This window comes from [Micrococcus luteus] ATCC 49442, assembly GCF_010367585.1.
Classification (GTDB): Bacteria; Actinomycetota; Actinomycetes; order Actinomycetales; family Micrococcaceae; genus Arthrobacter; species Arthrobacter luteus_A.
In genome coordinates this window covers 3,910,415-3,929,738 of the sequence record NZ_JAAAXP010000001.1, presented here as the reverse complement: position 1 = coordinate 3,929,738, position 19,324 = coordinate 3,910,415, and the positions used below count along the sequence as shown (strand labels likewise).

Below are 19,324 nucleotides of genomic sequence, written 5' to 3'. Positions count from 1 at the left end.
GCTCCGATGATACCCATCTCACCGCCTGCGGGAGCTTCAGGGAACTGGAGCGTTCGACGGCGGGACGTCCCGCCGTCGCGCATTCCCGCACTGCGGTTATCCAGCCGGGAGGAGCCCCGCGCTCCGGAGCCAGGACCGGATGTCAGCCCCTGCCTCGCGGACTTCCTCGCCTTTCACTGCCAGGCCTTCCGCGACCGTGGCCCCCGGCAGGATTCCCCAAAGTCGCGGGCGGTGGTCCCGAGCCCGCTCATGGCGTGGGTGGTGACGGGAAAGACGGTTTTCCCGGTGAAGTCGTAGCTTTCGGCAAAGGTAGTCATGATCATCGGCGCCCTGACGTTCCAGATGCCGCTGGCCAGGATCACGGTGTCAAACTCGTCGATGGCGGGCAGCGGGTTCCTGATCGCGGGACGGGCATCCTCACGCTGTTCGCGCACATTGCGCGCCACAGTGGCGTCATAGCTGCCCGGGTAGGCCTCCGCAGCCTCTATCCGGTGCACCTGGCACGGAATCAATGCGCTGACCATGCCCGCGAGCACCCCGGTGTTCCTCGCCAGCTGGAGCGCCGGCAATAGAAGCCCGGCCGAGCCAAGCGCAGTGGTCCCGCCGACGACTTGATCAGGTCCCCTCAGTGCGCCAAAGGGATTCCGGCGTTCGCAGCGGCTGAACGGAGCGCCAGCGCGCGATGGATGCCCGTGTGGTCAAGTTCGCCGTCGCCCCGGGCCACCATCTCGCCAAACAGCTCCGTCACAGTGCGGCTCAGCGGAAGCTCCAAGCCGTCCGCAGTGGCCGCTTCCCTGATGAAGCCGAGGTCTTTGAGCTGATTCTTGGCGCTGCCGCCACCGGTGAAGTCGCCGCTTATCCAGCGCTGACCTTTCTGCCGGAGGACAGCGGAATCAGCCAGCCCGCCCTGGAGCAGCTCAAGCATCACGGCAAGGTCGAGTCCTCCACTGCGCGCCAGGAGCATGGCTTCAGATACTGCGGTCACAGTGGCGGCGACCACCACCTGGTTGCACGCCTTGGCCAGCGCCCCCGAGCCGCTCGGACCCATATACCGCACGGTGGTGCCCATGGCCTCAAATATCTCCTTCACGGACTGCGCAGCATCCTTGTCGCCGCCGACCATAATGCTGAGGGTTCCTTCCTCAGCACCCAGGGTGCCGCCACTGACCGGGGCATCCAGGACAGCGACGCCATGTGAGCGGAGCAGCCGTTCAGCAAAGGCCGCGACGGCGACCGGCGAAACAGTGCCGTGCACCACGAGGACGGGCCGGGTGATGTTCCTGGCCGCCCAACCGGCCAGCAGGCCGTCCTCCCCCGGCAGCAGTGATTCAACCTGGGCAAGATCGGGAAGGACCGTCAGTACGACGTCGGCTGCCGCGTCAGCCGGTGAGGCTGCGGCCCGCGCGCCGAGGGCCACCAGCGGTTCCGTTTTCGCGGACGTCCTGTTCCAGACAGTGAGGCCGGCGTCGAAAGCCAGAAGCTGGCGGGCCATAGGGCCGCCCATGGGCCCCAGCCCCAGGAGGGCAAGCGTGGGTTCGGTCATGATCAAGTCCTTGCGTTGGGGCTTTGTGGAACCAATGTGGAACCGTTTTACTTTTTGTACCATGAGGCCGCATTCGGTGTAAAACAGGCAGAGTGCACAGCGCCCGTGCCTGCTGCCTAGGGAACGTGAAACCTACACGCGCAACTTCGGCCGTGCCACGCTGGACCGCTCGATCAGTTCGGCGTCAACCCGGACAACGGTCGGCTTTCCGGCGGGCTTTCCGTTGGCATTGGCCAGCGCCAGCCGTACTGAGTGCCGGGCCAGCAGGTCGATGGGCTGCCGGACAATCGTCAAGGGCGGAGTCATAAGTTCGGTCCACGGCGAGTCCTCGAAAACGATGACCGACAGTTCGTCCGGAATCGAAACACCGGCATGCGCGAGGCGCCGCAGCACGGCCGTTACCTGGGCCGTGTTCGCCACCACCAGGGCCGTGGGCGGATCCTCGAGGTTGAGCAACGCCGTCACCGCATCCCCGCCGGCAGCACCCCTGAAAGCCGCGGACCGGATGAGGAGGTCGTCCTGGTCCAACCCGGCCGCTTCCAAGGCTTCCCGATAGCCCGCGATACGATCCCGTCCGGTGGTCGATGAGGCCGGGCCCGAGATGATGGCGATCCTTCGGTGTCCGTGGGCCGCCAACAGGGCCGTGGCAGAGCGCCCCGAGTCAATGTTGTTGATGGTCACGACATCCACGGCCGGCAGCGCCGGGATGGAGCGGTCAACGAAGACCACGTCAGTGCCCATATCCTGAAGCTTTTTCCAGATTTCCAGGTTGTTCCCTGTGGGAGTGGCGATGATCCCGCTGACCCGGCGCTCAATAAGGGTGGAGAGCCGTTCCGACTCCAGCTGGTCATCCTCTTGAGTGGTCATAAGGAGTACTTGGATTCCGCGCGAGTGCGCCTCCTGGACAACCTGGTCCGCCAGGCGGGCGAAGAAGGGATTCGAGACGTCGGCCAGGAGCAGTCCCAGCGTGGTGGGCGGGCCATGCTTCAGCTCCCGCGCGGCCGTGCGGGGGTGGTAGCCAAGGGTTTCCATGACCTCACTGACGCGGCTCCGGGTCGCGGCAGCCACAGGGCCGGACCCCGGGTTGAGAACCCGGGAGACAACGGCGACGGACACCCCCGCAGCCGCGGCAACATCGCGAATGGTCGGCTGCTTCTGCACGTGTACTCCTCGATCGGCTACTGCGGCTCCCCCGGAACCTCCGGCAAGAACTTTTTCAGACTAGGGTATTGACCTCGCCGAGCAGGTGTGAAATAAAAGTGTAACCGGTTCCATTATGTTTACTTCAGAGCCGGTTGTCTACCGCAGCACCGTCAGGGACTGAGGGAGCACACCCCCCAGCACGACACCTGAGCATCCCCCGCAACGCTGCGGCGGACCCGATGCTTCCGCCGGCCATCCATACGGGATGGAGCCGCACCCATTGAAAGGTAGTTATGAACCTGCACAAACTTCTGACCCAGCGCGAGGCCGAAGGCGCCCCGATCCGTGTGGGCCTGATCGGCGCCGGACGCTACGGCACCATGTACCTCGCACAGGCCAGGAACATCCCCGGCATCCACGTTGTCGCCATCGCTGACATCAACGCGGAGCGCGCCAAGGGCGCCCTCAAGCTGGTCGACTGGCCCGAGGAAGCTTTCGTCGAAGACATCGGGACGGCCCTCGCCACCAGGGCAACCACAGTGGTCACGGATGCCTCCGCACTGTTCGACGCCGATCTGGACGTCATCGTTGAGGCCACCGGCAACCCGATCGTCGGCATCAACCACGCACTCCGGGCCATCGGGACCGGCAAGCACATCATCATGGTGACGGTCGAGGCAGACGCCCTGGCAGGCCCGGCCCTGGCTAAGCGTGCCAAGGAGGCCGGCGTTGTGTACTCACTGGCATACGGCGATCAGCCGGCACTGATCTGGGAACTCGTCGACTGGGCCAGGACATCCGGTTTCGACGTCGTCTGTGCAGGCAAGGGCGCCAAGTACCTTGAGCACTACCACAAGATGAATCCGGACAACGTGTGGGAAAACTGGGAGTTCTCCAAGGAACTGACAGACTCCGGCCAGCTCAACCCCAACATGCACACTTCCTTCCGTGACGGCACCAAAGCCGCCATCGAAATGGCCGCCGTAGCCAACGCTGCGGGCCTGCGCCCGTCCGACGAAGGGCTGACCTTCACCCCGGGGAACGTGGAAGAGATTGCCACCATCTGCCGTCCCGCGGCCGACGGCGGCGTGCTCAGCAACATCGGAAGCGTGGACGTGATGTCCAGCGTGACCCGCGACGGCGACTGGATCCCCCACAACACCCAGGAAGGCGTCTTCGTCGTGGTGAAGGCCACCAATAAGTACGTCTCCGGCTGCTTCCAGGAATACCCCTGGCATCCGGACCCCACCGGCCAGTACGCCGCGCTCTACCGTCCGTACCACTACGTCGGCCTGGAGCTCAACATCTCCATCGCCAACGCCGTCCTTCGCGGTGTGGCCACCGGCGCACCGGAAGGTTTCCATGCCGACGTCGTCGCCTGCGCCAAGAAGGACCTGCGCGCCGGGGAAATCCTCGACGGCGAGGGCGGCTTCACGGTTTGGGGCAAGCTCATCTCAGCCGAGAAGTCGGTCCGGGACCGTGCCCTGCCGGTCGCCATGGCCCACCACGTCAAGCTCATCAACGACGTACCCGAGGGCGGCATCGTGGGCTGGGACGACGTCGAAATCGACACCTCCCTGGACGAAGCCCTGAAGCTGCGGCGCGAGACGGAGGCCCTCGCACTCGACGTGGTGCCCGCGACATGATCGACCGGCGCACCTTCCTGGGGGCCGCGGCGGCGAGCATGCTGCTTGCCGGCTGCGGCGCCGGCCCGGGACTCGACCCCAACCGTGCCGCGTCGGCCGGCGGCACCTTGAAGTTTGGCAGCTGGCAGTGGCTCGAGCCGGGCCGCGGCGAGGCCATGTGGCAGGCCATCCAGGCCTACAAGGAAGCCAATCCCTCTGCGAGCCTTGCCCAGAGCACCACACCGTTCCTTTCCTTCGCGGACAAGCTCAACACCGAGCTCGGCGGCAAGGGCGGGCCCGATGTCTTCGTGGTCCAGGACGTCAACTTCTACCCGCTGGCCGACGCCGGCATCCTGGCCCCGCTCACCTCGGTCATCGATTCGCACAAGGGCACCCCGTTCAACCACACGAACAAGTCCGGGCTGGTCAACGGGGTGCAGTACGGGATCACGTGGGAACGGCTGAACTGGAACTTCTTCTGGAACCGGGGACTCCTGGAGAAGGCCAACGTCGCCCCGCCAACCAACGTGCAGGAGCTGATCTCGGCCGCAGCCGGGATCCGGTCCGCCACGGGGCTGGACGGGTTTGGTGTCCGCCACCAGATGACGGAGTTCGATTCCTGGTTCATGGACTTCGACGTGTGGACCTACGGGCACGGCGGATCGTGGTCGGACGGCTCACGCCCGACCATTGACTCCGCTGAGAACATCGCCGGCGTCGAGGCGTTCGGGGAGATCTACCGCTCGGGTGCCATGCCAATCGGCGACGACGCATCAACAATGCGCACGAAGTTCCGCGAGGGACGCCTGGGCATGATGATCGACGTCTCATCGACTGTCGCCGGTATCCTGCGCTCCTCCAAGGCACTGACCTCGGCGGACATCGGCTTCGCCGATCGCATCCCGCTCCCCCGGCCGTCCGCGCACCAGGAAATTGTGCTGGCAGTCAACGGCTACGGCAAGAACAAGAACCTGGCAGTCGACTTTGTCGGCTGGGTCGGCTCCGATGCCGGCCAGGCGGCACTGCGAAAGGCCATGGGACCCTCAACCCTGGCCACCGACGTCCCGCTCGCGCCCGACTACGCCGCAGCGAACCCGTGGGCGAAGTCGTTCATCGACCTGGCAGCGGAATCGAGGAGCCCGCTCATCAAGGGCTACGAGGCCCAGACCAAGGCCATCATGCGCGAAGTCATGACGCAGGTGGAACGCTACCTCGTTGACGGCGGTGACGCCGCCGCGGCGCTCTCCACCGCACAGAAACAAGTAACTCAGCTCCTTGGCTGAGTGAACCAAAGCAAAGGACCCGGGCAATGACGCTCCGAACTTCGATCTCCCCGCCAGCCGTGGCACCGACCCAGATCCAGGACGCCCCCTCCAAGCACCATATGTGGCAGAGGATCTCGCCGTACATCTACATCGGCCCGGCGGTCATCTACCTGATCATCTTCATGATCATCCCGGTGGTGCAGGGCATTCAGCTCAGCTTCACCAAGACCCCGCTCGTCAGGCCGGACGGCGGAACCGGGGTGGGATTCGACAACTACTCCCGGCTGCTCAGCAGTCCCCAGTTCTACAATTCGCTCGGCGCCACGGTTCTGTACACGGCTGCCACGGTCATCTTTGCGGTGGCCATCGGAGCAGGGGCAGCCCTTCTGCTGAATCAGGCGTTCAAGGGCCGCACCATTGTCCGGGCCATCATCACGCTCCCCTGGGCCGTTCCCACCGTTGCCACCGCACTGATCTTCAGCTGGATCTTCAACCGCTCCGACGGTGTGCTGAATGAGGTGGTCGGCGTGTTCGGCGTCGGCCAGCAGGGCTGGCTGGTGGATCCGAAGTACGGCATGGCTGCCGTGGTCCTCACCTCCGTCTGGAAAGTCATGCCCCTCGTCATGCTTGTGGTGCTCGCCTCGCTCCAGTCAATTCCGAGCGAACTCTACGAAGCCACCCGCATGGACGGCGCCGGGGCCCTGGAAACGTTCAAGGCTGTCACCTGGCCCCACATTGCCCCGACCGTCAGGGTGGTCACCCTCCTCATGACGATCTGGTCCATCCGGCGTTTCGAGATCATCTACCTCCTCACCGGCGGCGGCCCCGTCGACAGCACCAACACCCTCGTGGTCAACGTCTACCGGCAGGCCTTCAGCAACCAGGAACTGGGCCGCGCGGCAGCAATCGGCGCTCTCGGCCTGGTCCTGTCCCTGGTGGTCACCGTTGTCTACTTCATGATGGAACGCCGCAACGCCGCCAAGGAGGCCTAGAACAATGACTACGCACGAAGCACCCCCCGTCACACAGCACGCCCCGCACAAGCGGCGGTTGAAGGCGCCGGGCAAGCGTAACTTCAGCAAGCCCGTCCGTATCCTCATGCTGGCCGCCCTGGTTCTGTTCTCCGGTTTTCCGCTCTACTGGATGCTGAACACCGCACTCAGCCAGGACTCCGAGCTCTATGGCCAGGCCCAGGGCTGGTGGCCGCACTGGGAACGGCTGGCGGACCTCGGCGACGTCATCGGCAGTGTGCCCATCTTCAAATGGCTCACCAACTCGATGGTCATCGCCGGCGGCACCACACTGCTGTCCCTGATCTTCGCCGTACTGGCGGGCTACGCCCTGTCTAGGTTCAAGTTCTACGGAAAGGGCGCGGCAGGGTTCCTGCTCTTCGCCACCCAGATGCTGCCCGAGGCGCTCCTGGTGGTTCCCATCTACGCACTGTTCGCCTCGCTCGGTCTGCTGAACGGAATGGGTGGCCTGATCCTGGCCAACGTCGCCTTCACGATGCCCGTGAGCGTCTGGATCATCAAGGGCGCCATTGATGCGATTCCCTACGAGATCGAGGAGGCGGCCGCCGTCGACGGTTGCCCCCGCGTGACTATCCTGTCGCTGGTCCTCACGCCCCTGATCCTTCCCAGCATCGCCGCCGCCGCCGTCATCAACTTCTTCGACGGGTGGAACGAGTTCCTCCTGGCCAAGACGTTCATCGCCGAACGCGACCTCTGGCCGGCGTCCGTGGGCCTGGCGTCCTTCATCGGCCAATACCTGACGTCCCTGAACTCCGTCATGGCTGCGGCGTTGCTGTTCACCCTCCCGGCGCTGATTTTCTTCCTCCTTGTCCAGCGTCGCATCGTCTCGGGCCTCACGGCCGGCTCAGTCAAAGGTTGATCATGGCAAAGCTCTCACTACGCAACATCAGCAAGCGCTTCGGCGACACGCAGGTCATCCACGACTTCAGCGCCGACGTCGACAACGGGGAGTTCCTCGTTCTCCTCGGGGCATCGGGATCCGGAAAGTCCACCCTGCTCCGCATTATTGCCGGGCTCACGGATCCCACCAAGGGCGACATCATTTTCGACAACCTGCGGGTGAACCGTCAAAGCCCGCGCGAACGGGACATCGCGTTCGTCTTTCAGTCCTACGCGCTCTACCCGCACCTGACGGTCCGCGAGAACATTGCGTTCCCCCTGGCCCTGGACAAGTTCAAGGGCTGGCACCATATTCCGGGCATCAGCGCGATCGCACGCCGTATCTTCGGTTCCTCCAAGGACATCACCGAGCGGGTGGACAGCGTCTCCTCCATGCTGGAACTGGACGAGTATGCCAAGCGCAAGCCCGGCGGCCTCTCCGGCGGACAGCGCCAGCGCGTCGCCCTGGCCCGCGCCCTGATCCGCGACCCCTCGATGTTCCTGCTCGACGAGCCGCTGTCCAACCTCGATGCCAAGCTCCGCGCGGAACTGCGGGGTGAAATCGTCCGGCTGCACAAACTCACCGGGAAGACCTTTGTGTACGTCACGCACGATCAGGTTGAAGCCATGACCATGGCCACGCAGATCGTCATCCTCCACAACGGCATCGTGCAGCAGCACGCCACACCCCAGGAAATCTACGCCCGCCCCGCCAACACGTACGTGGCCCGGTTCATCGGCAGCCCGCCCATGAACCTCATGACCGCGAGCGTCACCGACGGGCAGCCGGCACTCGGAGGCCTTCGGCTCCCGGCACCCGAAGGTGTCCGGCTCCAGGCCGGCACCGTCACACTGGGCCTGCGCCCGGAACACCTGACTGTCTCTGCCGACGTCGACGGGCCGGGCCTGGCAGGAACCGTCCGGCGAGTCGAAGACCTCGGCGCGGACACCCTGATCGGCATTCAGCCAGACCGGACCCTGGACCTGAAGCTGTGGGAGCTCAACCAGGACGACCTGATCTGGATCCGTCAGACGGGGCAGACCCGCCTGATGGCCGGTGACCCGTGCACTGTAGCCTTCAACGCCGGGATGGCCAGCTACTTCGACACCGGCACCGGGGCGAACCTGGCGTCAGCAGCGCAGGAATCCGACGCCGGACTGCTGTCCTCCCACGGCTGACATGATCTCCAATCCCCTTCATTCTTAAGGAAAAGCACTATGACCATCGTTGTCACCGCAGAGTTCACTCCCAAAGAAGGCGCCTACCACCAGGTAGTGGCTGCCCTGTCCCCCGCGATCGCAGAAGTCCACGAAGAAGCCGGCTGCCTGCTGTACGCCATCCACGAGTCACCCGGCGGCCAGATCATGATGATCGAAAAATGGGAAACTGCGGAACTGCTGGACGCCCACGGCGCCGGCGATCCCGTCAAACGGCTCAACGCCTCACTCGAGGGGCTCCTCGAAAGGCCCGTGGAAGTTACCCGCCTGGTGCCGATCCCGGCGGGGACCGCACACCAGGGCAGTCTTTAGCAGGCACGCAAAGAAAAAGGTCGACGGCGGGACCTTCCCGCCGTCGACCTCTGCCGTTTACAGCCCGGCCAGACAGTCCGGCTAAGACTTCTTTGCGGATTTGGCCGGGCTCGCGGCGGCGCTCTTTGCCCGGCCCTTGCCGTCAGACGTAGCCGTGGTGTCCTTGGGGTTGTTCGCGTCCTGGAGCTCCACCTCCGCCGTGGCCTGGATCAGGGCGAGGAGGTCGGGGTCGAGCCCCGGGGAGAACTCCTCGCGGCGCTCCGGGGAGATGGTCATGGGGAAACCCTCAGGCATAACGTCCGTGCTGAGCTCGGTGCCGTCATTGGAGGGCGAGGCGCCGCGGTAGAGCTTGCCGGCCTCGCTGAGGTTGTCCGCGCTGAATGTGTACTGGATGCTCTGCAGGCCCACGTCCAGCAGTTTCTTGACCTCGGGGAACTGCTCGGCGTTGGTTTTAGGAATGGGCAGCACCTTGCCCCAGTTCACCCCCAGGGATTCGAGTGCCTTGGCGAAGGCGTTCTCGTGGGCCTGGTCCCGGACAATGAGGTACGCGATGGTGGACCGGGCCGTCTTGTTTTCTGTCATCTCGTAGATCCGGCACTTCTGCAGCCGCCCGGTGGATTCCAGCATGAGGTTGTACAGCAGGTCCAGGACCAGGTTGCCACTGTTGTAGACGTAGGAGCCGCTCCAGGGGTTTCCTGCCGCGTCCACCGGCAGAGCACCCTGCGCGCCCACAAGGTAATGGTGGATGTTGCTGGTGTCCAGCGCGATCTTCAGGGGCGTGGCACCTTTGGCTCCCGGCTCATCCACGGGGTCGGTCTTTTTGCCCTGGTACCGCGGGGAGCCGTCCAGGAGCTGGGAGATGGTGGTTCCGATGAGCTCGACGTGGCTGATCTCCTCCGTGCCTACGCCCTGAAGCAGATCCTTGTAGGGCTTGGCGGCGGCGTCGCCACGGAAGTTCATGCTCTGGAACAGGTACTGCATCATGGTCCGCATCTCGCCGAACTGCCCGCCGAGACCCTCCTGTAGGGCGTTGGCGGCAGCCGGATCCGGCTCGTCGGCGGCGATTTCGTTGATCAAAAGCTGTGTATGCAGGTACATGGGCTTCCTCACTCATTGATCTGATGACGGAGCATTGAAGTGATCCGCGCCACTACCATAAGCATGCTTATCATCCAATTGGCAAGCATACTTATCATTTAGGCATGGCGAAGTCACGGCGCAGCGGCGCCGGTCATCAGACTCCGGGAAGGCCTCGCCCCGGGATTACTGGCGGCCCGTGGATCCTTCGCCCTCGGGGACCACCTGGTTGGCGATCATGTCCACGCGGTCTGCGGCGGTCAGGTCCTCATCTCCCTGGATGGCAGCAACGTCGCTGCTGTCCACGGAATCCGGCTCAGCAGGCTCAGCATCGCCGTCGTGGTGAGGGTGCTCTTTGTGCCGGGCCTCCTGGAGGTGGTGCTCCAATTTTTCCTCCGCCTCGCGGCGTCGTTGCCCCACCGTCCGAATTTGCTGTGTTGTCGGAGCCGAGTGGGCATGCAGGTGCGGGCCATGGTCGTGGGTGCTGTCAGGAATGTCTGCGCTCATACTGAAATCGTCCCACCGCACGCGGGCGCCGGGAAGGTGCCGCATTGACTCATATGCCACCTCCGGCTGGGCAGGGTTGTCGGGGCTTGGCAAGTTGCTCTCTCCTTGTCGGCACTCGGGTCGTGAGCTTACCCGCACCCTTCTGTGTATCGACGATTGTCGATACTCTGAGGAGAAGTCGCAATCACACCGCGTACGTCCCACGAAGGCCCCAGGAGAACAACATGCCTGCTATTCGAATTTACGAATCCGAGTCTGCTGTGACACCGGGGTCTGTGGCCCTGACATGGACCACGTCCTTGATCGAAAAGTTTGGCTGCTGCGGCGGCTCAGCGAGCTGCAGCTAGGTCCCGGTCGTGAAGTTTCTCCAGAACGCGCCCCGATTCCTGTTCTTTACCGGCAAGGGCGGTGTGGGCAAGACCTCCGTAGCGTGCGCAACTGCGCTCACCCTCGCCAAGTCCGGCAGGAAAGTCCTGCTGGTGAGCACCGACCCCGCATCCAACGTCGGGCAGGTCTTCGGCATGATCATCGGGAACACCGTCACCCCCCTTCGGGATGTGCCGGGCCTATCGGCCCTGGAAATCGACCCGGAGCAGGCAGCCGAGGCTTACCGGGAGCGGATCATCGCCCCCGTCCGGGGGCTCCTGCCAGAGACGGAACTGGTCGGCATCGCCGAGAGCCTCTCAGGATCCTGCACCACGGAGATCGCCTCCTTTGACGAGTTCACCAACCTTCTCGCCGACGACACTTCCTACGGGGACTATGACCACATCGTCTTCGATACCGCCCCGACGGGCCACACCCTCCGGCTGCTGCAGCTGCCCGGTTCGTGGACCGATTTCCTCGCTGCCGGCAAGGGAGACCCCTCTTGTCTGGGCCCGCTCTCAGGGCTGGAAAAGCACAAGCAGGTGTACGCCAAGGCAGTCCAGACCCTCACGGACCCGGCGAGGACCAGGCTTGTCCTGGTGAGCCGCGCCCAGACCTCGTCCCTGGGCGAGATTGAGCGGACCTACCTCGAACTCAACCAGATCGGGATCGGTGGCGGATACGTCGTCGTCAACGGCGTCCTCCCGGAAGCCGCAGGCGAGGAGGATCTGGCGCAGGCATTGCGCGCCCGGGAAGCGGCAGCCATCGCGGCCATTCCCGAAGCGGTTGCCGGGCTGCCCCGCGATGTTCTGGATCTGAAGCCGGGGAACATGGTCGGCATTCCGGCACTTGAGTCCCTTTTCGCGGCCACGTCCGAAGCCGTCTTTACTGATGACGCCGCGGTGGCCGACGTCGAGGACGCCCCGCTGGCCGCTCTGGTGAACGAAGTGGAGTTAGGTGGCCACGGCCTCGTGATGTGTATGGGCAAGGGCGGGGTCGGGAAGACCACCGTAGCTGCCGCCATCGCGGTCGCTCTGGCCAAACGAGGCCATGCGGTCCACCTCACCACGACGGATCCCGCAGCGCACCTTACCGAGACCCTCCACGGTTCCATCCCGGGCCTGACGGTCTCCCGCATCGATCCGGAAGCGGCCATTACGGAGTACCGGAGCCACGTCATGGAGACCAAAGGCCGAAACCTGGACGATGATGGGCGCGCGGCCCTCGCTGAGGACCTGTTGTCGCCCTGCACCGACGAGGTGGCTGTGTTCCGGCAGTTCTCCAAGGTGGTCCAGGAATCCCGCCGGCACTTTGTCGTGATGGACACCGCACCAACCGGCCACACCCTGCTGCTCCTGGACGCCACCGGTTCGTACCACCGAGAGATCGCCCGCCAGGTTGGCGACGCCATGGGATTCGTGACGCCGCTCATGCGGCTTCAGGACCCGGCACAGACCAAGGTCGTCCTCGTCACCCTGGCCGAAACGACGCCCGTGCTCGAAGCCGAAGAACTCCAGGGCGACTTGGAAAGGGCCGGAATCCACCCCTGGGCGTGGGTCATCAACAACTCGATCGCGGCCGCACACCCGCAGACGCCGTTCCTGCAGGCCCGCGCCGCGGGCGAAATGGACCAGATCACGAAGGTGCACACCCTGACGGACCGGGTCGCCCTCATTCCCCTGTTACCCGAAGAACCCATCGGTGAAGCGAGGCTGTCCGCCCTGACCGCGCTCAGCTCCCAGCCCGCCTGACGAGGATCCAGGAGGCGCAAAGATCAGCGTCAGGCCAAGGGATCCCTGCAGGGAAACCGCGGGAGGTCGCCGTCGTGCGTTCCCAGCTTGGAGTAGGTAGACTGGGCTACCTACTCACCCCTCGGGGAAAGGACCGGCCATGACGGCGAAGCAGATTGCATCGGCACCGCCCCCCGCACGCCGACCAGCCAGGGAGGCGCTCCTGGAGGCGGCCGCCAGGCGTTTCTATGCCCACGGCCTCACCGGGACGGGCATCGATACCATCACAGCCGAGGCTGGCGTGGCCAAGAAAAGCCTCTACAACAACTTCGCGTCCAAGGCCAACCTGGTGGCTGCTTACCTCTACGCCCGGCATGAGGAATGGCTGGGGCTGTACCGGGCGCGGCTGGAAAAGGCTGCCACACCGAAAGACCGCGTGCTGGCCGTCTTTGATGCCTACGCAGACCACGCCGACTTGCCCTACGAGCACGGTTTTCGCGGATGCGGGCTCCTGAATGCGGCGGCTGAACTGCCTGCCGGCGACCCCGGGCGTGCGGTGGTCCGGCGGCACAAGGAAGAGGTGGAAGCGCTCCTGGCCGGTCATCTGGCCGAGTTCCTGCCCGATCCGGCAAAGCAGGCTGCTCCCCTGGCGCAGCATCTGGCGTTCCTTCTCGAAGGGGCGATGGTCCGCGCCGGACTCGAAGGCGACGATCGCTGCGTCCTGGAGGCGCGCGGCATCGCGGCCACCCTGATCGGCGCCCTGTGACGGCGGCCCGCCCGGCGACCCGGCCTGTGACGGGGGCCCGGTTTCACGGGACCACCTGGGGCGCGCTGTTTGTGCTCGCCGCTTCTGTCCTGTGGGGCACCACAGGCACGGCGGCCACGTTCGCTCCGGGTGTCAGCCCGCTGGCGATCGGCGCGGTGGCCATGGGGTTCGGCGGCGTGCTGCAGGCGGCGATCGCCGTGCGGCCCATGATGGACTTCCGCGCAAGCCTTCGAAAACAGTGGCGCACCGTGGCACTCGGCGCACTGGCTGTGGCCGCGTACCCCCTGGCTTTTTACTCGTCCATGCACCTGGCCGGCGTGGCGGTAGGAACAGTTGTCTCCATCGGCTCGGCTCCCCTCGCTTCGGCTGTCATCGAAAGGGTGGTGGACAAGAGGCCCTTCACAGGCCGCTGGGTGGCCGGCGCCGTCCTCGGCGTCAGCGGCGCCGCTCTCCTGTGCGTCGCCGATGCCGGTCACCCCGAAGGGGCAGCATCGGGCAGCACGGAATGGTCCACACCCGCGGGGATCGCGCTGGGCCTGCTGGCCGGACTGACATACGCCCTCTACTCCTGGGCTGCCCACCGGCTCATTAACACGGGCGTGCCATCACGGGCGGTGATGGGCGCGGTCTTCGGCATCGGCGGGCTGCTGCTTATGCCCGTACTGGCGGCAACCGGAGCACCTTTGTTGGCTTCCTGGCAGAACCTGGCAGTGGGTGCCTACATGGCGCTTGTCCCCATGTTCGCCGGGTACGTCCTGTTCGGCTGGGGCCTGGCCCGCGTCCGCGCCAGTACGGCCACCACCCTGTCCCTCTCGGAGACGGTGGTGGCGGCCGTCCTCGCCGTGCTGGTGGTGGGCGAACGCCTACCGGCCCTCGGCTGGGCCGGCGCTGCGATGATCGCCGGCAGCCTCATCATCCTGACACTGCCGGCGCGGCGCCCCGGGCCGGTCCCGACCATGGACGAAACGCAGCCCGCTTAGGCTGCCAACGGTGCGTCGAAAAGCTGCTCGGCGAGCCGGATCAGGCGGATGGGAGCGTCCGATTCGTCCCCGTGGGCGCAGTGCCCCAGGAACACTGCTGTCCCGTTCAGGGTGTCATCGAGATGGACCCCGGCCTCGCGGGCAAGCACTTCGGCTCGGAAGTTCTGGGGCAGGCGGCTCCCCTCATCATTCAGGTAAACGTGCCAGTCCCGGCTGGTGATGGATTCAATGTTCCCTGCAACCAGCTTCTGCAGCGCCGCCATGCCCGTATCCACGGTCTCAATGCGCACAGGCTGGGCGAGCTGGGCAGGAACGATCAGGGCCCGATAGTTGGTGTTCATGGTCTTGTCCTTGTGACTGAAACGTCGTGCTCAGGGGCGGCCTCAATTCCGCGGCATGAGTGTGGCAGGCAGCCGATTGGGTCTAGGAGTCTCGCAATCGGCTGCCCGCGGCATGTTAGCGCTGGTTCTTGCGCGGCTTTACGAACAAGTCATTGGTCTCGCCCTTAGCCCTTTTTTCGGCGCGCTTTTCGAGAATTGACTTTCCCGCTTTTTTGGCACTGCCGCTCTTGGGAGATTTTCCTGACAACGCAATCACACCTTTCTATCCTCTGTGCTTACCCAGTACCATACACACTTATATTTTTATTGCCAGTTTCTCCGAAAATCCCCGCCAGTTCGCCACCATGGACTCATGCGGTCAAGCGCATCGCGCGCCGGATAAAGCTGCGTGATTCTGCATTTATCGTCACATTTCCGGATTTTTGATGGTAAATAAAACCTGCTTGGCCCGTTTTATTCGGTGCACTTGCGTAACCCATATTAAGTTCGCTGTCGGCACCTGAATAAGTGCCGGCATCGAACTTTCTGCGTTTTATAGGTTTTTCGCCGCTCCGGCGTTTTGGACTTACCGGGCGATCCTGCCCACGATCCGGCCGGCCACAAGCCGGTCGATGCCCGGCACATGACTGGCCCGGATGACCAACCGGCGCAGAAGACGCCGGGTTCGGCTTGCCGGGAGGAAGAATGACGCGGCGCGCCTCCCGGCGGCCTGGGCCTCCTCCACCGCCGGGCGCCAGCGCCGCTCGAATTCGGCGAGCGCCGGGCCCACGCCCGCCGGAGTGACCACTGGCCCAAGGAGGTCTCCGAGCAGCGAGGCACCGGCAACCGCCAGCGAACCGCCCTGCCCGGCGAGGAGCGACACCGCGCCGCAGGCATCCCCCAGTAGCACCGTCCGCCCCACATGCCAGCCCGGCATGACAATCTGTGCCACCACGTCGTCGTACGGTTGCTCCGGGCATAGCTCCAGCAGCCGGTCCACAGTGCTGCCGAGTCCGGTGAATTCACGGCGCAGCCGCTCACGCGTACTGCCTACAGTCAGCTCCCCTGCCTCAATTGCTCCGCACCGGTAGACCAGCAAGGCCGCAACCTCGTCCGAACGCAGGCTGTACAGGCCGGCAACCCGGCCGATGCTGTCCGTCAGGACGAACCGGTCCCGGAACCGGGCATTCAGCCGGTGATCCGTCACGATGAAGGCGGCAGCCCTCATCCCCAAAGGGCGCAGATACTCCTCTTCGGGGCCGAAGATCCGGGCCCGCACCCCGGAATGGAGGCCGTCCGCGCCCACCAGGACATCCGCAGCAAGGATCATTTCCGGGGAGCCGACGGCGGCCCGGACGCCGTCGTCGTCATTCCATACCCGGGAAGCCGGCGCGCCATACCGGACGCGCACCCGCCCGGACGGAACGTCCCCGAGCGCGGCGAGGGCGGCGCGCTCCAGGTCCGGGCGCAGCAGGCTCAGGACGTTCCCGCCGGCGAGCCCCGCGAACCGGCGGTAGTCAAGCCGGGACGTGGGCCGCCCTGCCGCATCCACGTACTCGGCCGCGTCAACCCGGTAGGCAGCCGCTGCAAGCCGGGGATAGAGGCCGGTCCGCTCCGCCGCCGCCACCCCCGGCCCAAAGAAGTCCATCATGTAGCCATCGGGACGCGGAGTGGGAGACTTCTCCAAGACCTCAACGTCCCAGCCGGCAAGCCCGAGCTGGCGGGCAGCGACCAGCCCCGCAATCCCGGCCCCGGTCACGATTACCCTCACATCGCCTCCCGCCACCAAGGCCCGCTTCAGTGCCTATGTTGCTGCTTCGGCCTCCGCCAGCCTGACCATGCGGAGCTCATCCGCCACGGCTCGGGAAGGCCAGTAGTTTCTTGCCATGTCCCGCGCCCGGTTCTGATCGGCAGCAGGGAAAATCTTCCCGAACAACCCGGTTGCGTATAGCAGGCCAACGAGCGCCGTGGCCCGGGGATCGAATGATCCGGCATACGGCGCCCCGTCGGCCGGCACAGTGCCGGCTGCATCGCTACCGGGTGAATCGCTACCGGATGTATCGCCGCCAAGGACAGCCTGGATCTGTTGCAGGAGGGCTGCCTCAGGCCCGTGGTCCTTCTCGGGGTACCGCGTGGTCTTGAACAGGCGGAGGTGGCGTTCGCCCACATGTTCCACAATGCCCAGCGCTGCCATGCCTTCATAGACGCGGTGCAGTTCGGCACGGCTCTCCAGCATGGAAATGCACTTCTTCGGAGTGTGCAGTCCGGGCCTGTCGCGGAGGATCTCCAGCTGGTGCTGAAAGTCCGTGCGCGGGGTGGCGCGGGTAGTCACCACATGCTTCCCCTGCAGCTCGATAGCTCCCAGCAGGTCCAGCTCGGCCAGGGTGGCGCCAGCCACGCCGGCTCTGAGGACAGCAGGCTCAACCTCGGGCTCGCCGTCGGTGTCGTTCGTAGCCAGCAGGAGGAAAGCCTGGGGCAGGCTTAGCTCCACACCCTTCTGATAGTTGGCATCCATATGACCATGGTCCCGCTGAAAACCGTCCACCACAACGAGTATTTACAAGCCGGAAACCAAAACCCCTTCTCGCAAACAAAATTGCAGAGTACATTGGATGCAATCAGCCTTGCAGAGTGATCCGCACTACAGAACAGGTTCCGGAGTGAACACCAGCGCAGTGGATGTTGACAACGCGGAGGGCGCCGGCAGCACCGGCAAAGCCTCCCACGCGTGGCTCGGGGACGCGCTTCCCGATGTCCCGTTGTCCAAGGCCCAGAGCCGGGTGGTGGATGTCATCGGCCGCAATCCCCAGCTCTCCTCCTACGCGGACATCGCAGAAATTGCCCAGCGCGCCGACGTCAACAACTCCACCGTGGTCCGCGCCGCCCAGCACCTGGGCTACCGGGGCTGGCCCGACCTGCAGCGGGAGCTGCGCTCCCGGTACCTCGTGATGATCTCCACCGAGGACACGCTGACCGAGCACGGGGAGCACCGCAGCCCCCTGCACGACGCGCTCAACCACGACATCGACAACCTGCGCCTGACCCTGGAATCCAATACAGCGGACGACGCCGAGGCAGCCATCGCGGCGATGGCAGCCGCCAAGTCAATCACCGTCGTCGGGCTTGGCTCATTCGCCGGACCAGCCAGCGTGATGGCGCATCTCGGCTCCACCATGGGCTACCCCATCAGCCTGGAGAACCGCGGCGGCGTCCACCTGGCGTCCAGCACCAACACCCTGGGCGAAGGGGACGTCCTGGTGGTCATCAACATGTGGCGTTCCATCCAGCAGATCATCGTCACCGCCGAAGCCGCCAGGCAGGCCGGTGCCACGGTGATTGCCATCAGCGACATGCGCCGCGGCCGCCTCGCCGCGGCAGCGCATCACCTCCTGGTGGTGGCCTCGGAAGGCATCTCCTTCTTCCAGTCCGTCACCGCCGCAAACTCCCTGGTCTACGGCCTGCTCGCGGGCATGGAGGCGGCGCACCCCGAACGCAGCCGCGCCGCCATCCGCCGCACCCAGCAGCTCTGGAAAGACCTGGACATCTACCTCGACTGACACCCGCACGTCCCCCGATGCACACACCGCAAGACTTCAGGAGCACTTCATGAACACCACCACCGAACGCCGCGTCGCCGTCATAGGCCTCGGCGCCATGGGCGGAGCCATGGCCGGCACCCTGCACCGCGCCGGCTGGATCGTCACGGGATTCGACCCGTTCGACGGCGCCCGGGCCGCCGCCGCGGAGGCCGGGATCAAAACCACAGCGAACCTCGAGGACGTGGCCGGCACCCCCTACGCGGTCCTCTCCCTGCCGGCGGCAAGCACCGTGGAAACCACCGTGCCGCAGCTCCTGGCCGTGCCGGGAACCGTGGCCATCATCGACACCACCACCTCCGAACCTGCCACCAGCAAAAGGATGGCCGAACTCGCCGAGGCCCGGGGGGCAGCGTTCGTGGACGCTCCGGTTTCCGGCGGGCGCGACGGCGCTGCAACCGGCACGCTGAGCGCTTTCGTGGGTGCCACGGACGCAGCCCTCAAAACCGCCGAGCCCGTGCTGCTCGCCCTCACCGGCGGCAAGTACAGCCACATCGGCGGCCCCGGCAGCGGCAACGTGGTCAAGCTCCTCAACAACGTCCTGGCCGCGGCCAACCTGGTTTCCGTGGGCGAGGCCCTGGGCGTGGCCAAGGCGTACGGCATCGATCCCGCCACGGCGGCTGCCAGCATCAGCGAAGCCTCCGGCGGCAGCAAAGTCTCCGCGAACATGTACCCCAACTGGGTCCTCAGCGGGACCCACGATTCCGGCTTCTCCCTCGGGCTGATGGCCCGCGACGCCGCCCTCGCCGTGGACGTCGCCGCCCAGATCGGCGAAACGCCGGCGCTGCTCGCCGCCGTGGCCGGGCAGTGGCAGGAGGCCCTGGCCCTGCTCGGACCCCGCGCCGACTTCACCGAAATCGCCAGGACCGTGGCCCCGGCCATCACGCCCGCCGGCGCCCCCGGTACCAGCGCGCCCGGCACCGCTCCCGTCTCCTAAGCAACCAGCTCCCAGCCCTTAAGGACCAC

At 65.4% G+C, this 19,324-nt stretch carries 19 protein-coding genes; 11 read left to right on the top strand and 8 right to left on the bottom strand.

Annotation, left to right across the window (positions count from 1 at the left end):
• Positions 1-173: 173 nt before the first annotated feature.
• From GUV69_RS17855 to GUV69_RS17845, 3 genes are all read right to left on the bottom strand, one after another.
• On the bottom strand, positions 174-524 hold the full coding sequence (locus GUV69_RS17855; RefSeq protein ID WP_244292772.1) for a flavodoxin: 351 nt from the start codon (positions 522-524) through the stop codon (positions 174-176).
• A 101-nt stretch (positions 525-625) separates the two neighbouring features.
• A complete protein-coding gene (locus GUV69_RS17850; RefSeq protein ID WP_164204868.1) occupies positions 626-1,543 on the bottom strand; it encodes an NAD(P)-dependent oxidoreductase in 918 nt (305 codons plus the stop codon).
• Between the two features lie 132 nt (positions 1,544-1,675).
• Complete coding sequence (locus GUV69_RS17845) at positions 1,676-2,704, bottom strand: substrate-binding domain-containing protein (RefSeq protein ID WP_164204866.1); 1,029 nt, start codon at positions 2,702-2,704, stop codon at positions 1,676-1,678.
• 275 nt (positions 2,705-2,979) lie between these two features.
• Between GUV69_RS17845 and GUV69_RS17840 the strand changes: the two genes are divergently transcribed.
• Genes GUV69_RS17840 through GUV69_RS17815 form a run of 6 tightly spaced genes read left to right on the top strand, consistent with a single transcriptional unit; the run spans position 2,980 to position 9,016 of the window.
• Complete coding sequence (locus GUV69_RS17840; protein ID WP_164204863.1) at positions 2,980-4,332, top strand: NAD(P)H-dependent oxidoreductase; 1,353 nt, start codon at positions 2,980-2,982, stop codon at positions 4,330-4,332.
• The gene (locus GUV69_RS17835; protein WP_164204860.1) at positions 4,329-5,594 is read left to right on the top strand and encodes an ABC transporter substrate-binding protein; all 1,266 of its coding nucleotides are present in this window, start codon (positions 4,329-4,331) and stop codon (positions 5,592-5,594) included. The genes GUV69_RS17840 and GUV69_RS17835 overlap by 4 nt, the downstream gene beginning before the upstream one ends.
• Before the next feature lie 26 nt (positions 5,595-5,620).
• Complete coding sequence (locus tag GUV69_RS17830; protein ID WP_164204858.1) at positions 5,621-6,568, top strand: carbohydrate ABC transporter permease; 948 nt, start codon at positions 5,621-5,623, stop codon at positions 6,566-6,568.
• Positions 6,569-6,572: 4 nt separating this feature from the next.
• On the top strand, positions 6,573-7,466 hold the full coding sequence (locus GUV69_RS17825; RefSeq protein ID WP_164204856.1) for a carbohydrate ABC transporter permease: 894 nt from the start codon (positions 6,573-6,575) through the stop codon (positions 7,464-7,466).
• A gap of 2 nt (positions 7,467-7,468) precedes the next feature.
• Positions 7,469-8,665, top strand: coding sequence for an ABC transporter ATP-binding protein (locus GUV69_RS17820; RefSeq protein ID WP_164204854.1), 1,197 nt, complete (start codon positions 7,469-7,471; stop codon positions 8,663-8,665).
• A 39-nt stretch (positions 8,666-8,704) separates the two neighbouring features.
• Positions 8,705-9,016 carry a putative quinol monooxygenase gene (locus tag GUV69_RS17815; protein WP_164204852.1) on the top strand — a complete coding sequence of 104 codons (312 nt, stop codon included), beginning with the start codon at positions 8,705-8,707 and terminating at the stop codon, positions 9,014-9,016.
• Positions 9,017-9,097: 81 nt separating this feature from the next.
• On the opposite strand, the gene GUV69_RS17810 is transcribed toward GUV69_RS17815, so the two are convergent.
• Both GUV69_RS17810 and GUV69_RS17805 read right to left on the bottom strand, forming a co-directional pair.
• On the bottom strand, positions 9,098-10,114 hold the full coding sequence (locus GUV69_RS17810; RefSeq protein ID WP_244292771.1) for a manganese catalase family protein: 1,017 nt from the start codon (positions 10,112-10,114) through the stop codon (positions 9,098-9,100).
• A gap of 165 nt (positions 10,115-10,279) precedes the next feature.
• Positions 10,280-10,600, bottom strand: coding sequence for a hypothetical protein (locus GUV69_RS17805; RefSeq protein ID WP_164198704.1), 321 nt, complete (start codon positions 10,598-10,600; stop codon positions 10,280-10,282).
• A gap of 356 nt (positions 10,601-10,956) precedes the next feature.
• Here GUV69_RS17805 and arsA point away from each other — a divergent pair, with 356 nt between their 5' ends.
• The 3 genes from arsA to GUV69_RS17790 all read left to right on the top strand — a co-directional run bounded on the left by arsA (position 10,957) and on the right by GUV69_RS17790 (position 14,442).
• Positions 10,957-12,717: an arsenical pump-driving ATPase gene (gene arsA, locus GUV69_RS17800; protein ID WP_164204850.1), complete on the top strand. Its 1,761-nt coding sequence runs from the start codon at positions 10,957-10,959 to the stop codon at positions 12,715-12,717.
• A gap of 139 nt (positions 12,718-12,856) precedes the next feature.
• Positions 12,857-13,462: a TetR/AcrR family transcriptional regulator gene (locus GUV69_RS17795; RefSeq protein ID WP_164204848.1), complete on the top strand. Its 606-nt coding sequence runs from the start codon at positions 12,857-12,859 to the stop codon at positions 13,460-13,462.
• Positions 13,459-14,442, top strand: a complete 984-nt coding sequence (locus GUV69_RS17790) for a DMT family transporter (protein ID WP_431197114.1) — start codon at positions 13,459-13,461, stop codon at positions 14,440-14,442. The genes GUV69_RS17795 and GUV69_RS17790 overlap by 4 nt, the downstream gene beginning before the upstream one ends.
• Here GUV69_RS17790 and GUV69_RS17785 read toward each other — a convergent pair.
• The 3 genes from GUV69_RS17785 to GUV69_RS17775 all read right to left on the bottom strand — a co-directional run bounded on the left by GUV69_RS17785 (position 14,439) and on the right by GUV69_RS17775 (position 17,277).
• Complete coding sequence (locus tag GUV69_RS17785; RefSeq protein ID WP_164204846.1) at positions 14,439-14,783, bottom strand: DUF3846 domain-containing protein; 345 nt, start codon at positions 14,781-14,783, stop codon at positions 14,439-14,441. The two genes, GUV69_RS17790 and GUV69_RS17785, sit on opposite strands and share 4 nt — an antisense overlap.
• Positions 14,784-15,348: 565 nt before the next feature.
• Complete coding sequence (locus GUV69_RS17780) at positions 15,349-16,533, bottom strand: FAD-dependent monooxygenase (RefSeq protein WP_164204844.1); 1,185 nt, start codon at positions 16,531-16,533, stop codon at positions 15,349-15,351.
• A 33-nt stretch (positions 16,534-16,566) separates the two neighbouring features.
• Positions 16,567-17,277, bottom strand: a complete 711-nt coding sequence (locus GUV69_RS17775; protein WP_164204842.1) for a GOLPH3/VPS74 family protein — start codon at positions 17,275-17,277, stop codon at positions 16,567-16,569.
• A 145-nt stretch (positions 17,278-17,422) separates the two neighbouring features.
• Between GUV69_RS17775 and GUV69_RS17770 the strand changes: the two genes are divergently transcribed.
• Complete coding sequence (locus GUV69_RS17770) at positions 17,423-18,319, top strand: MurR/RpiR family transcriptional regulator (protein ID WP_164204840.1); 897 nt, start codon at positions 17,423-17,425, stop codon at positions 18,317-18,319.
• A 49-nt stretch (positions 18,320-18,368) separates the two neighbouring features.
• Positions 18,369-19,295, top strand: coding sequence for an NAD(P)-dependent oxidoreductase (locus GUV69_RS17765; RefSeq protein WP_164204838.1), 927 nt, complete (start codon positions 18,369-18,371; stop codon positions 19,293-19,295).
• Positions 19,296-19,324: the final 29 nt, after the last annotated feature.

Coding starts and splice junctions, on each gene's coding strand:
- GUV69_RS17855 (WP_244292772.1), bottom strand. CDS start 524: ATGGTCAGCGCATTGATTCCGTGCCAGGTGCACCGGATAGAGGCTGCG.
- GUV69_RS17850 (WP_164204868.1), bottom strand. CDS start 1,543: ATGACCGAACCCACGCTTGCCCTCCTGGGGCTGGGGCCCATGGGCGGC.
- GUV69_RS17840 (WP_164204863.1), top strand. CDS start 2,980: ATGAACCTGCACAAACTTCTGACCCAGCGCGAGGCCGAAGGCGCCCCG.
- GUV69_RS17835 (WP_164204860.1), top strand. CDS start 4,329: ATGATCGACCGGCGCACCTTCCTGGGGGCCGCGGCGGCGAGCATGCTG.
- GUV69_RS17830 (WP_164204858.1), top strand. CDS start 5,621: ATGACGCTCCGAACTTCGATCTCCCCGCCAGCCGTGGCACCGACCCAG.
- GUV69_RS17825 (WP_164204856.1), top strand. CDS start 6,573: ATGACTACGCACGAAGCACCCCCCGTCACACAGCACGCCCCGCACAAG.
- GUV69_RS17820 (WP_164204854.1), top strand. CDS start 7,469: ATGGCAAAGCTCTCACTACGCAACATCAGCAAGCGCTTCGGCGACACG.
- GUV69_RS17815 (WP_164204852.1), top strand. CDS start 8,705: ATGACCATCGTTGTCACCGCAGAGTTCACTCCCAAAGAAGGCGCCTAC.
- GUV69_RS17810 (WP_244292771.1), bottom strand. CDS start 10,114: ATGTACCTGCATACACAGCTTTTGATCAACGAAATCGCCGCCGACGAG.
- GUV69_RS17805 (WP_164198704.1), bottom strand. CDS start 10,600: ATGAGCGCAGACATTCCTGACAGCACCCACGACCATGGCCCGCACCTG.
- GUV69_RS17795 (WP_164204848.1), top strand. CDS start 12,857: ATGACGGCGAAGCAGATTGCATCGGCACCGCCCCCCGCACGCCGACCA.
- GUV69_RS17785 (WP_164204846.1), bottom strand. CDS start 14,783: ATGAACACCAACTATCGGGCCCTGATCGTTCCTGCCCAGCTCGCCCAG.
- GUV69_RS17775 (WP_164204842.1), bottom strand. CDS start 17,277: ATGGATGCCAACTATCAGAAGGGTGTGGAGCTAAGCCTGCCCCAGGCT.
- GUV69_RS17765 (WP_164204838.1), top strand. CDS start 18,369: ATGAACACCACCACCGAACGCCGCGTCGCCGTCATAGGCCTCGGCGCC.